At 70.5% G+C, this 12,968-nt stretch carries 11 protein-coding genes and 1 pseudogene; 1 reads left to right on the top strand and 11 read right to left on the bottom strand.

The features are described from left to right. Positions 1 to 184 precede the first annotated feature (184 nt). The 10 genes from ACWCXH_RS35325 to ACWCXH_RS35280 form a co-directional block, all read right to left on the bottom strand. Positions 185 to 937: a nuclease-related domain-containing protein gene (locus tag ACWCXH_RS35325; RefSeq protein ID WP_449805599.1), complete on the bottom strand. Its 753-nt coding sequence runs from the start codon at positions 935 to 937 to the stop codon at positions 185 to 187. Between the two features lie 37 nt (positions 938 to 974). After that, positions 975 to 1,958, bottom strand: a complete 984-nt coding sequence (locus tag ACWCXH_RS35320; RefSeq protein WP_449805598.1) for a hypothetical protein — start codon at positions 1,956 to 1,958, stop codon at positions 975 to 977. Between the two features lie 144 nt (positions 1,959 to 2,102). Beyond that, complete coding sequence (locus ACWCXH_RS35315) at positions 2,103 to 2,465, bottom strand: histone-like nucleoid-structuring protein Lsr2 (protein ID WP_449805597.1); 363 nt, start codon at positions 2,463 to 2,465, stop codon at positions 2,103 to 2,105. A 38-nt stretch (positions 2,466 to 2,503) separates the two neighbouring features. Next, entirely contained in the window at positions 2,504 to 3,724 is a 1,221-nt protein-coding gene (locus ACWCXH_RS35310; protein WP_449805596.1) for a CHAP domain-containing protein, read from the bottom strand. 3 nt (positions 3,725 to 3,727) lie between these two features. Further along, entirely contained in the window at positions 3,728 to 4,513 is a 786-nt protein-coding gene (locus ACWCXH_RS35305) for a hypothetical protein (protein WP_449805595.1), read from the bottom strand. A gap of 20 nt (positions 4,514 to 4,533) precedes the next feature. Next, positions 4,534 to 6,651: a hypothetical protein gene (locus tag ACWCXH_RS35300; RefSeq protein ID WP_449805594.1), complete on the bottom strand. Its 2,118-nt coding sequence runs from the start codon at positions 6,649 to 6,651 to the stop codon at positions 4,534 to 4,536. Positions 6,652 to 6,725: 74 nt separating this feature from the next. After that, entirely contained in the window at positions 6,726 to 9,302 is a 2,577-nt protein-coding gene (locus tag ACWCXH_RS35295) for an ATP-binding protein (RefSeq protein ID WP_449805593.1), read from the bottom strand. Then, positions 9,299 to 9,886, bottom strand: coding sequence for a hypothetical protein (locus tag ACWCXH_RS35290; RefSeq protein WP_449805592.1), 588 nt, complete (start codon positions 9,884 to 9,886; stop codon positions 9,299 to 9,301). Before ACWCXH_RS35290 ends, ACWCXH_RS35295 begins: the two co-directional genes overlap by 4 nt. After that, entirely contained in the window at positions 9,883 to 10,149 is a 267-nt protein-coding gene (locus ACWCXH_RS35285) for a hypothetical protein (protein ID WP_449805591.1), read from the bottom strand. Before ACWCXH_RS35285 ends, ACWCXH_RS35290 begins: the two co-directional genes overlap by 4 nt. A 46-nt stretch (positions 10,150 to 10,195) precedes the next feature. Next, a complete protein-coding gene (locus ACWCXH_RS35280) occupies positions 10,196 to 11,131 on the bottom strand; it encodes a conjugal transfer protein (RefSeq protein ID WP_449805590.1) in 936 nt (311 codons plus the stop codon). Between the two features lie 623 nt (positions 11,132 to 11,754). Between ACWCXH_RS35280 and ACWCXH_RS35275 the strand changes: the two genes are divergently transcribed. Beyond that, the gene (locus tag ACWCXH_RS35275) at positions 11,755 to 12,252 is read left to right on the top strand and encodes a helix-turn-helix domain-containing protein (protein ID WP_449805589.1); all 498 of its coding nucleotides are present in this window, start codon (positions 11,755 to 11,757) and stop codon (positions 12,250 to 12,252) included. Between the two features lie 263 nt (positions 12,253 to 12,515). Here the strand turns inward: ACWCXH_RS35275 and ACWCXH_RS35270 are convergent. Further along, positions 12,516 to 12,968 (bottom strand): annotated as a pseudogene (locus tag ACWCXH_RS35270) (hypothetical protein); the annotation flags it as partial.

Here is a 12,968-nt window from a genome sequence, read left to right as displayed (position 1 = left end):
TCAGCTTCCCAGCTCCCGGCTCCCGAGCGCTGTTCCTGGCCGCTGCTGCCTGCGACGGCCGACCCCGTCCCGGCCGATGCCGTCGACGACGGGGACCAGGAGGTTCCCGAGCAGGCCCCGGCGGGGCGCCGACGGCTGTGGAACGGGCCGCGCGGGTAGGCGGCCCGCGGATAGGACACCGGGTCTACTTGGGTGGCAGGGCGGCTTCGGCGGCGTCGACAACCGCAGCCGCTTCGGACTTCGTCCAGGCTCGCCGGTGGCGGTTGAGGTGGCGGCGAAGGCGGCGGGCTTCGAGGATGGTGACGCCGCCGACCGTAAGAATGCCGGTGCGGCCGACCGGAGCGCCGTGCACGCAGACGATGGCGGACACCGTCACAGGGCTGCCCAGGCGGGCACCGATGGCCGACGCGGCGCGGGTCGCCTCCCACTGGGCGGTGGTGACCGTCTTGTTCGTCTCCTGCCGCCCGTACCAGAGGGTGCCGGTCCGGCCGTCGAACTGGACCCTGGCACCGCGGGCTTGCCAGTTCTTCGAGTCCACCGCGAAGAGACCTCGGCGTCCGACAACCAGGTGATCCACGTTGGCCCGGGTGAACGGAAGGGCGCGGTCGTGCAGAACATGCCAGCCACGACGGGCCAGAGGCCGCAGCAGGCGCTCGGTCGCGCGCTCCCCTTCAGCCCCGGACCGCCATGCCGTGGTGGACTGGGGAGCCTGTGCCAGCGCGACCAGCCATCCGAGGACGACTGCGGCGCCAGCGGCGTATCCGAGGGCCGGGGCTGAGGTGGTGTGCCACCCGGTCCACCAGGCCGTCAGGCCGGCGGCCCCCAGCGCCACCGGCAGAGTCCGCACAAGCAGGCGACCCTGGCGCCGCCGCCACGCGGAGCGGCGGCGGTCGAACTCGGCCTGCGCGCTGCGGCCCGCGCTCTGCTTCCTCGCCACGTCGGTCCCCTCGGTCGCTGGGTCAGGTCTTGGTACGTCACGCCGCTCTGCGCGACAGTTCCCTCAGCCGGACCTCGGCATGGCGGAGGTCCGGACTGCGGAGAGCCTGGAGGATGGCCACAACATCCGGGCCGATCTCCAGCGCAGTCACCGGCTCCTCCACCCGGAGCCACATCTGGAACGCGTTCACCGCAGCGCGGCGTGTCTCCTTCAGCGGGGCCTGCAGCTCGTGGCAGCGGCGGGCGACGGCGGCGTAGAGACGGGCGGCCAGCTCCCACTGCTCAGCGCTCATCGCGAAGTACGCATGAAGCTGGCTGGTGTTGACGGTGTAGGGGTGGTCCGGGCCGTACGCGTCCTCGACAGCGGCCTCAAGGTCTTCGGCTGCGGCTACGGCACCGCGCAGGTCGCCCGCCGACTCGCGGTCGCGGGTCTGTTGCAGCAGGTCGGCGTAATCCTCGGGGAGCGGGTCCGTCCACGACAGCGCAGTGGCAGCAGCCACGGGGCCGGCCGTAACAACCGGCCCGGCCGACTCGGCAGGGACATCTTCGAGAATCCGGCTACGGACGGTCGGGAACAGGTCCGGCTCGGCAACCGAAGCAGGCTGAAGCGCCGGGGCAGCCGAGACGGGGCCGGCCGGAACAACCGGCCCGGCCGACTCGGCAGGGACATCTTCGAGAATCCGGCTACGGACGGTCGGGAACAGGTCCGGCTCGGCAACCGCAGCAGGCTGAAGCGCCGGGGCAGCCGAGACGGGGTGGGCCGGAACCGCGGTCACAGAGCCGTCTACGTCAACAATCAAAGGCCAGTCGGTCCCGTCCGCCTCTCGCGCCAGGACGCGCACCGGGCGGCCCAGACGGGCGGCCCGGACACTCACCTCGATCAAGGCTGCTGTGCGGACCTGCTGGCCGGGCAGGGGCGGTGGCATCGGGTTTCCGTCGATCATGGCCACGCCGGTCGAGCTGAGCACGATCGTCACCAGCGGGGTGAGGGGAACGGTGTCGGGGTCGATCAGCTGGCGCACGACTTCTCTTCCTTACTCCATCGCAACTGGGCGTTCTCGTCGTGGGTGAGAGGGGGCATCAGAAATAGCGAAACGGCCCGAGCCCCGGTGTCCAGGTGGCAAGTGGCTGCCTGAACACCGGGCCCGGCGGATGGGGTAGCAGGGCTACGCATCGACGCCGGTCTGCTCGGGGATTCGGGATTCGCGCTGCTCGTACTGGGCCCGGATCTCCTTCGGGACGGGACCTCGGCTGGGCAGGGTAAGGCCGGCCGTCACCGCCCACTCGCGGATGCGGCGGTTCTCCTCCGGGTCGTCCTTCGTGCTTCGCCGCTTCGCGGCGGGCCGGTTGGCCGCCTTCCGGCGGGCCACCGCGAGGAACGGCGCAAGGGCGGCGTCCAGCACGGCGCGGTTGGCCTCGCCGAGATCGAGTTCCCACGTGATCCCCTTGTAGGTGATTTCGACGTTCTCGACGCCGTCGCCCTCGACCTCCGTGTCCAGGTCGTCCGTCAGGATCATCTTCTGTGCCATGGCTGTTTCTCCTTACTCTGTGGGCCTTGTTGGACTCGTCAGCCAGCGGTCGGGAAGTACGGAGGGGCCCAGCCCACGTACTTGGCACCCCACTTGGACTCAATTTCTTCCGTCGGCACCACGTCCACGTAGCCTGGGCGCCTGATGTCGGTGCTGGCCGTCATGCCGTTGCCGACGTAGACGGCCACGTGCCCGTAGATGGACCCCGTGTCCCAAAAAAGGAGGGCGCCCGGCGGGGGGTTGCGGTCCCCGTCGTGATGCATGCTGGCCGGTATCTTGTTGCGGTACAGCTCCAGCGCCCACGAGTGGGTGTTGCCCGCATCGGTGTAGCCGGCGTAGCTCCAGCCGTTGGCGGTCGCCGCAAATCTCAGGCACCCGCCATACCAGGTGCTGGCCCCGTTCGGCCCGGCCTCGTTCTTGGCCCACTCGATTGTCTGAGCGGAGGAGCGCGGGTTTTTGACCTCCGGCGGCCAGGGCGAGTTGCCGTCGTGAAACGGTGCTCCGGGACTGGAAGGCGCGGTGGGACCAGTGGTGCAGCCACCGCCCGGGGTGCCGCTGGCGCCCGGGGTGCCGCTGGCGCCCGGCGAGGCCGATACGGTCGAACCGCCGGTGCCGGCACGGTTGAGGTTTATGCCGGCCTCTTGCGCGACCCGCTTGGCTTCGTCCTCCTGGCCCGCGTACAGGGCGGGGTAGGCGCTCGCTTGGACGGCCTGCGCGGCGGCACCGGGGTCCATCGTCTCCCAGCCGTGGACCTCCGTCAGACCGCGCGGCCACGGGTTGCCGCCGCGGCCGAAGAAGGCGTTGGCCGCGTACTCGGGCTTCATGATGTCCGCCACGGTGCCCCAGCCCGAGGAGGGCCGCTGCTGGAAAAGCCCTATGGAGTCGCGGTCGCCGTGGTCCAGATTGATCAGCGTGCTCTCCTGGAGAGCCGTGATCAGAGCTATAAACGTGGCCCGCCCGCTGAGGCCCCGCTTGATGGCCACCCCGTCGATGATCTTCGCGTTGGCGAGTTGCTGCTGGCGCAGAGACCCGGTGGCGCCCGAGCTGCCGCCACCGTTGGTGGGTTCGACCGGCGGCAGGCCGGCGCCGTTGCACTTGGAGGCGGCGGCGGCCTTACTCCCCGATTGGACCACGGCGCCTATCGCGCCGAGCAAGACCAGGAAGACCATGAAGAAGGCGAAGGCCACCGCCCCGACCTTGACCATCAGTCCCCGGCCGGCCGCTCCCGCGGCCAGCCGGATCGCGTCGCGTCCCTCCACCCGTCAGACCCCCAGGATCCGGGAGACCCGCCACTGGCCGTCACCGGAAGTGGTCATCTCCTCGGTGAGGACCCGAGTGTCGGTGTAGCTGTCGTGTCCGCCCTGGCCCGCGACCGCGATGGTGGCAGTGACCTTGCGCCAGACCCTGAGAGGGCTGTCGCCGGGCAGGTCGTTTCCGGCCGACTCGACCTTGACCGCGGTCACCGTCGCCACTCCGGCCCGCGAGACCAGGGCGTCGAACGCGGGGTCGGGGTACGTCGTCAGATTGTCGACCAGGGGCGGCGCCATCCACTTGGCCGCCCGGTGGACGGAGGCGGCGTGGTTGTGGTCGGTCATGGGATTTCGGGTGAGGTAGACCCGGGTGAAGCCCTCGGCGACCACGGCCGGATCGGTGAGGACGGGCGGTGCGGTGGAAGGCGAGGCCGCGGGCGTGGTGCTCACGGGTGCGACGGCCGGGGCCGTCGCCGTCGCCGTCACGGCCCCGCCGCCGGAGGAGGAGAGCGTGACAGGAGTGTGCCCGTGGCGGAAGAAGAGGGCGGAGCCGAAGACGACCGCGACCAAGGCGACGACCAGCACGATCGTCCGGCCCGCCGTGGCGGGCTCGGCCTCACGCTGCTCGCGCAGCCACTGGAGCCGGTCGGTCCGGTCCTGGTGGCGCCAGGCCTTCTTGGCGCGGCGCCGCTGACGGCGCGACAGGGTGTCCAGCTCGGCCGGGTACCGGTAGTCCGACCGCAGCAGGTCCCGCCAGTCCTGCGGGCTGTTCGGTGCCTTGTCGTCGTCTCGGCTCATGGCCCTCCCCCTCCTTCTTCCTACTTCTTGCGTGAGCCGGGAACGGAGAACCGCCGTCCCGCGCTCTGCGTCCGTCCCTTGGCGGGAGTGGACGACGTGTCGATCACGGTGGGCCGGACCGGTCGCGGACCGGCGGTTCCGCCCGACGACCGGATGGGCGTCGTGCTGGAGCGGACGACCTTCCCCTGAATCACCCTCGGCGCCGAGGCACCCGCCTTCGGCGCGGTGCGGAAGGTGAAGTTGGGGCTGTCGGGTGCGGAGGCCTGAGCCGGGCGGCGCCCGCTCACCGACTGCTGGGCACCAGCGGGGTGTGCCGCCGAACCGTGTGGCGCCTGGCTGCCGGACGTTACGGCGGCCGGCCGCGAGGTCGTGTCCACCGCAGGTCGGCGGTCGCCGGGTGCGACCGCCGGGCGGCTCTGCGCTGCGGGCAGCGCGGGCATCGGACGCCGGGCCGCGCTCGCGGTGACGCTGCGGCGGGACGGCGGCGGAGCCACCGCGCCGCTATGGGACGGTCCATCGGCCACCGACCGGCCCGTTGCCGGGGAAAGCGACGACGCCTGCTGAGGCGCCGACGGCGAACCGGCGCCGAGCGCCGCCGGCCGGGGCTGGCCGGCGGGAAGGGAAGCCGCCGTCTTCGAGCCGGGCGCCGGGGGGAGCGGCCTGCGCGGAATCCCCGCCCCGAGCGTCCCGAACCCGCCACCACCACCTGAACCACCGCCGGGCACGGGCGCGGCCGGGCCCGGGGAACCGCCACCGGACCGGCTGCGGCCCGGGAACTTCGGCAGGCTCATCCCGCCAACGCCGCGGCCGATCGCCTTGCCGAGCCAACCGGCGGCCTTCCCGGCGCCCTTGGCCGCCATGAACCCGGCCACCGCGGCGCCGGGGCCCATTGAGGTGCTGACACCGACGATCGACTCGACCACACGGCGGAACCGGAAGCCGACGACCGCCGCCGCGATGCTCAATCCGGCCGACGGAAGCCAGCCGTATTTGCCGAACATCTGGGTCGTCGCCGTTGTGAGGATCAGGACGCAGCCCAGGACCGTGGTCGAGATCGTGGACTGCAGGACGTAGCCGACCAGCGCCTCGAACCACTTCACGCCCCACTGCCGTGGGCGGCCCGGAATCATCCACATGCACGCGAACAGCACGCCGGCGACCAGCAGCATCAGTGCCCCGAGCAGGGACGCGAGGCACGAGAAGGCCAGCATCAGGACCAGCGCGGCAAAAATGATCACTGAGATGAGCGAAGGAATCGTGACCATCACCCGCCCGATGGGTGCGTGTCCTTGGCGCCACGTCACGCTGTCGTCGCCCACCTCGTCAGATGTCACAGTGTCCTGAAGCCACTCCTTCCGATGGCCCGGGTCCGTGCCACGGTCCAGCAACTCCTTCCCGAACTTTTTGCAGACCTCCAGCGAGCCCAGATCCGCCACGCACCACGGCGTCGCCACATACGCCCGCCACACGGCGTCACCGCTCTTGCGGAGCATGTTGTCCCGGGCGTTGTCGGTGTAGGTGACCGGTCGGCCGAGGTCGATCGGTGCGGTCGCGCCGTCGCCGATACCGGCGGACGCCGCGTCCATCGCAGCGCTGGAACCGATCTGGCGGGCCGAGTCGACGCCGTCCACCCAGGTGGTGGGACTGACCAGCAGCGAGACGGCCATCACGCCGGAGGCGATCATCCATCCGATCTGGGACAGCGCCGAGCCGTGCGCGCGGCGGGAGTTGCCGAAAGCCACCAGGCCGCCGACGGCCAGGGACGCGGGCAGCAGGGTCGCGATGAGCGTCCCGGCCGCACCGCCGATGGCCTTGGCCATCGCGTGCTCCAGTTCGGGCAGGCTGACCACGGCGAACAGCCACTGGACCACCACGACCACCGCCGAGCCGATCACGGCGATCAGAGACATGCACAGGTCGGCGGGCATCTCCATCATGGGGTCGAACACGTCCCACGTGCCGTAGTCGCTGTCGAGTTGCCAGAGCAGCGGGTTGCTGTAGGTCTCGTACAACGTGCCCTGGCCGCCCGTGGGCTTGAAGTTCGGCGAGGGCATCAGATCGCCCATACCGGCCGGAGCAATATCCGCCGCATGGGCAAGATCGGCCGTCACCAGCACGGTGGCGAGCGCCCCGAGCAACGGGACCACCAGCATCCGCAGCGGCACCCTGCGGTTCACGAGCGCCGAAACGGCAGCAGCCAGCCAGCGTGTCCTCATGCCGGCACCCCCTCCTTCTCCATGTCCACGGCGCCGCCGTCCTCCTGGCCGCCGTCGGCATTGAGCACGACCGACTTCGGAGTGGTGCTCAAAAGCTCCGCGAGCTCGACCGTGGGGATGTCCCACTGGTGCGTCGCGCACCCGAACCGCCGGTCCCGCATGATGTCGTGACCGTGGCGGACCTCCCCGTCCGGCTGGATCCCGATCGCGCGGATCAGCTGGCGGGTGTGCTCTCCCACCTCAAGCCCGAGCAGCCGCGCCAGGGTGTCCTGCTCGGCGGCGGTCGTCAGCTGGAAGGCGAAGACGGTCGTCAACTGCTCCATCAGGCCCGTCAGCTTCGCGATGGAACCCGGATCCTGGGTGTCCACCACCAGGGCGGTCGACAACGCACGGCCGACGCGGGCGATGTACTCCAGGAAGGAGGAGCCCTCCCTGGTGGCCGTCAGAACGTGCACCTCCGGGATCGCCACGACCTTGCGCATCCCCCGAAGATCCCGACGGCCGGCGGTGCTGATCGCGTACGCGATCATGGACTGCATCAGCGCGATCGAGAGCCGCTCCGTGACGTTCCACTGCTCACGGCTGGAGGAGGCGTCCGGCAGGCTCAGGCCCGGAATCTGCACCACCCAGATGCCCGGCTCCGGCACGAGCAGGGAGGCGTTCCCGGCCGGTCGTCCCATGAACGGGGCGCCGATCGCGGTCAGACTCAGGTCGTACAGCGCGGCCCCGGCCTCCCGGGCGAGTTCGTCGTCGGACTGGCGAAGCCGCTCGATGACCTTCCAAGTGGCCGGCTCCGGCTCCTCATAGACCGCGTTGACGGCGGCCTGGATCGGCGTCTCCGCACCGCGGTTGCGCAGGTGGGAGGGCAGCGCGATCGTCAGCTGGCTGGGGACCTGGATCAGCGCCTGCTCGGCACCGTCGCCCGACAGCATCGTGAACAGGTCCGCGACGCCGGCGTGCTGAGTCCCCGTCTCCACCAGGTGGGCGTTCAGACCGTAGGCGCGCCCGGCTGTGACCAGCCCGGCGACGTCGCCCTTGAAATCGAGCACCAACGCGAAGGCGCCCCTGAAGGCGGCATCCAGCAGGGACAGCATCATGGCGGTCGTCTTGCCACGGCCGCTTCGGCCGATGAACGCCGTGGTCGTGGAGTCGCCCCGCTCGCTGCCCGCGGTCAGGTCGTTGCGGACCAGGCCAGACGTCGAGCCGGTCAGGAACCCGATGATCGGGCCCTGGTCGTCGCCGACGGTCGCCCCGCCCCAGAACCAGCTGCCCGTGAGGGCGTCGACCGTGCGGGTGTGGCCCAGGTCCGCCACGCGCAGGCTGTCGCCCGGCTGGGTCTCCAGCCACAGATCCCGCTGTTCCTCCTCCCCGACCACCACCTCGATGCCGGCGCCACCGAAGTGGGCCTTCACAGCGTCGATCTTGGCGCGAAGGTCCTTGAGGCTGATCTCGGACGTGATGACCAGCCGCGGGTGATCCTCGATCAAGGTCACGTCCTCGCGGCGCATGTCGCGCGCGAGAGCGGCCATGACCTCCTCCGTCTCCTCGTTCTCCAGCGTGGTCTCGCCGGCCGAGTGCTTGGAGGCGGACTGCCGCTGTTCCTTGGCCAGGCGCCTCGCCTCGTCCACCCGCTTGAGCGCGTCCCGCTTGTGCATGACGGTGAACCGGACGTTCGGCTCCGGGTTCACCGGCAGCTCGGGGAAGTCCTCGTCGTCACCCCACTCGGCCTGGTCGATCTCCGGCACGTAGGTGATCTCGGAGACGGTCCGCAGCCACTCGCCGCGACCGGGGGACTCCATGGTCTCCGGGAAGCCGGTCATGGCCATCACGCTGACCCAGGCCGTCGTCTCGCCCTGCCCGTTGACCATCCGAAGGTGGTCCGGGTAGGGCAGCACGCGGCCCGAGGTGAGGTGCGCGAGCTTCGCGCCGGTGATCAGCCCGGCGCCGTTGGCCGCAGGAAGCATCGTTCCGCGGTGCTGCTCTCGCGCGATCATCCACGCCAGCATCTCCACCGTCGCGGGCTGGCCGCGCCAGGGGGTCTGCTCCAACTGACGGCCCAGACGACGGACCTGGGCGTCCAGGCGCGCGAGCTCGCCGCGCGAGAGCCCGGAGGAGCCGAGCCCGAGCGCGTCCTGGACACCGGAACGGCCCCGGGCCTTGGCGTGGCTGGCACGCTCCTGGATCCGCACCCCGAGCATCAGGTGGCGGGTCGGCAGAGCAAGCGCGTCCAGGCGATCGATGCGCTCGGCGGCCCAGCGCTCCCAGTCACCGGCGGAGAACAGCTCGGCGGCCTCCGTCATGTAGTCCTCGGCGTTGAGCGGGCTCCACAGCACACGGAGGTGGCAGTCGTAGCCCGCCAGGGTCTTCGCCAGAACCGAGCTGACCAGGTCGTGTTCGGCGTCGCGCGCGGGCATGGACATCAGGTCCGTGTTGGTACTGCGGAGCACGAACCAGGCCTCGGCGGCAACCTCCGTGACGATCAGGCCGTCTGCGACCGCCACGTACCGCGGCGGAGGCGCCGAGCGCTCCTTGCCCAGGCCGGCCAGCTTCGCGACTGTCTGAGTGATCTTCATCGGTCCCCCTCCGTTCGTACGGTGCTGCCCTTACGGCGGAGCACACCCTGGCGGGCGGCCCACACCTGGTCCGGGCCATAGAGACGAGCGCGGGCGCTCATCGGCACCGCCGGGCCCGCGACGATCTCCCGCGCGGCCTCCTCCCGGCCCAGCAGCGGTTCCAGGACGTGCAGGCCCGGCAGGTCCAGCAGCGCCTCGGCCCGATCTCCCAGGCGGGCCCGCAGCGGCAGCCACTCTCCCCGAGTTGCCGCCCGGCGCCCGCCGTTCACGATCGGACGGTGTCCGATCGCCAGGTAACGGGCGGCCAGCACCCACTGCGTCAGGTTCTGACGGCGGTCCAGCTTCCGGGAACGCTGGGTGCCGTAGACCGCGATCAGCAGCGGCGGGACGAAGTACACGGAGAAGGTGAACCTGCTCGGCGACCCGAATATCAGGAACAGCCCCCCGGTCCAGCCCACGACGAGCATGAACCCGAGCACGAGCGCCCGCCGGGGTGCTCCCTCGCCCAGGTCGAACCCGAAAAGCTCGTGCTGCCTCGTTTCAAGATCAAAATGGCGCGTGAAGGTGTGGCCGGTACGGCTCATGCGCCGGAGACCTTCCCCCAAAGGTCCTTCAGCAGGCCAACCGACGTGTCGGTGGCGAAGACGAATCCGGCGATCAGGATCGCGACCAGGATGTGGCCGATCAGCTCGCCCCACTCCCGCTTGGCGTAGTAGCCGATCGAGCGGACGACCAGGATCACGATGAAGACGTTGCCTGCGATCAGCAGAACCCAGGCCTTGAGGTCGGCTCCGGTGGTCAGCGCCAGGTTCTGCACAGCGGCCGGATCGGCTGCCAGGTGGTACATGTCTCGTTCCCCTCGATGATGTGGATGGGTCGTGCTAGGGAGCCGGTCACGGCGTCCCGCCGTGGATGGCGGACACCTGCCAGCGCTGGGCGTCCGCCGTGGAGACCCGGGCCAGCTCGACCCGGTAGGTGCTCTCCATCACCGCGCCGCTGATCCGCCACCGGACCACGGCGGTGCCCGTACGACTGCTGCCGTCGGCCGAGACGGCATCGGCGCTCCAGGACTGGACTCCGTCCAGCACCAGACCCGTGGTCAACGCGGGGATCTGGGCGCCGGGGGCTGTCACGGTCTCGATGTCGCCGGAGGCGTAGTGGCTGAAGAACGCCGTGACGGCTTCCTTCGTCGCGATGCTCAGGGCCGGGTCGCTCTGGGGGGCCGGCGGCGCGGGCACGGCGGAGGGCATCGTCGGCATGCCGACGATGCCGGGCTCCCCGGTCACCACAGTGCGACCGCCCGATTGGGTAACCGGGACGTCCAAGCCGATCCAGTGGTCCGGCGGCGAGGCCGCAGCGGTCGAACCGGCAGGAGGATGCGCGGGCGCCGGGCGGACCAGCACGTCGACATGGACCCTGGCCTGACCCTGCGACGCGACGGTGACCGTGCCGGGCTGCACGGCGACGACGTCCTGGTGGCCGCGGCCGTCCCAGCCGAACAATTTGTCCGACGGCTTGGCCATGTCGGCCGACAGGGCGGTCGTCCGGGCATCCGGGCTCGCCTCGTCCCAGCTCAGGTAGGCACGGGCCCACCGAGCCGCCACCGCCTGGGCGTCCTGCACCGGGTAGCTGGGGGCCGCGACCACGGCAGGCGGCGGCGCAACGGGAACGCGGTTGGGCCAGAACCAGCTCCGGACTCCCGTGATCGCCGCCAGGCCGATCACGCTCCAGATCAGGCCCCGGCCGGCACGTGCCGCCCAGCGCTTGCCGCTGCCCTCCTCCTCGACTCGCCACGGGACGTCCGACGTGGGCGCGGAGGTCGCGGGCACCTCGGTCCGAGACGGGCGCGCTTGCGAAGCGGCGGGCCCGGGCGCGGCAGCAGATGGCGGACGATCAGCCGCCGAACGCGGGGCGGCCTCCACCCAGGGGTGATAGGTGCTCTCCGGCTCAGGACTCGGCATCGCCGGATCAGGGGGCTGTGAGGTCGCCGGCGGCCGGGCCTGAGGCGGAGTTGGTTTGGGATCAGGAAGATTGAGGATTCGGCGCGCGACCGATCCAAGAGTTGCCATCGTGCGTGCAGTCCTCCCCGTGCACAAAAGCGAGCCCTGCGGACACTACTGCCACTCATCAGGTGGCGTCAAAGAATTACGTAACCGCTTCCGACCAGGGCGGAGATCACCCAAGATGGACAGGAGTACGGCTCCCGTCCGCTTGGCAGGCACTTCTTTTCTCGCGTGACGAGAAACGCCGATTTTCATTTCTCGCGACATAGGGAATGAACATGCCAAGTGAGCCATGGGTCAGGTTTTCGCTACCCAGCGTCGCCAATCCGGGGGACCGGCCGACCTGACGCGCGCCGGCCGAAGCCTTCGGATGGACGATAGGACCCTTCGCAGGGAGGGTGGAGAACTGATTGGGTCCGCGCAGCCCAGCAGGAGCAGGAGAGGACGACGTGGGATTTCAGGGCAGACTCCTCAGCGAGCTACGACAGTCGAGAGGCCTGACGCAAGGGGAGCTCGCGACGGAGGTGGCGCGTGCCGCAGGCAAGCGATGCGCGCGGAGTACGGTCGCGATGTGGGAGACGGCCGACTGTACGCCGACCCCGGACAACCTTTCCGCGCTGGCGGAGGTGCTGCACACACCCGTGCAGGCCTTCTTCGACGTCGGCCCGCCGACACTGAAGTACCTGAGGACCGTCTCCGGCTACACGCAGAGCAGGATCAGCAAGTTGCTGGCCGTCACTGGCGGGACGTACGCCGACGTCGAGACCGGGCGGCAGAATATTCCCGCACGGTGGGTGCCGATCCTGGCCCGGGCATTCCAAGTCGATGAGCGGGCTATCACCTCGGCGGTGCGCGAGCGGCCTGTACGGAATCGAAAGAGTCGACAAAGAGATGCAGAGACAGGCGGCGCCTCGATTACGCGCTTATGTCCTGGCCCTGCCTCTTGATATGCGATGAATTCGTTCCCGGCGGAGGCTGAGGCTGATTCGCGGCGGTGGGTGTAATGACCGGCTGGGCACGGCGTGAAGCGCGCTCGCAGTGCCTTGGTGCCGAAACCCCGCCGTCCGCGGCTTCCGGGCCGCACTTCGACCGCGCCGGACACGACGGTGGGTCGGCTCCTCGCGTAAGGGGCCGGCCCACCTCGTCTGGACGGTCGGCTGGTGCTCGGCCCATCCCGCGCGGGGTGGGCCGAGCATCCGCTGCCGAAGGGTCAGCCGCGGGCGCCCACCGGTGCGGACGACGACCGCGGCGTTCCGATCGCCACAGTGTCAACGGGGCGGCCCTTCACCCAGTCCGGCATGTCCTCGTCCGGTGTGACGGACCCGGGCTGCGGACGAGCCGGTGCTGAACGGCCCTCACCGCTCGGCGCGCGGTCGGTCATGGCGGGTCGCTGGGCAGGTGTTCGCTCGGCCTCGCCGGTCGCACGGCCGGCGGAGGCGGTTGCACGGGAAGCGGTCATGTCCGCGGGAACGCTGAACGCCGCGACGCGTTTCACGGCAGTGTCTGCACGGCCCACGGGGCGCCCGCCCGCGGACTCCCCCGAGACCTGCACGGCAGCCCCGGGATCCTGCACGGCAGCCCCGGGATCCTGCACGGCAGCCCCGGGATCCTGCACGGCAGCCCCGGGATCCTGCACGGCAGCCCCGGGATCCTGCACGGCAGC

It is taken from the genome of Kitasatospora sp. NPDC001660 (genome assembly GCF_053596725.1).
Note: the sequence above shows the minus strand (reverse complement) of the source record. Positions and strands in the feature narration are given on the sequence as shown.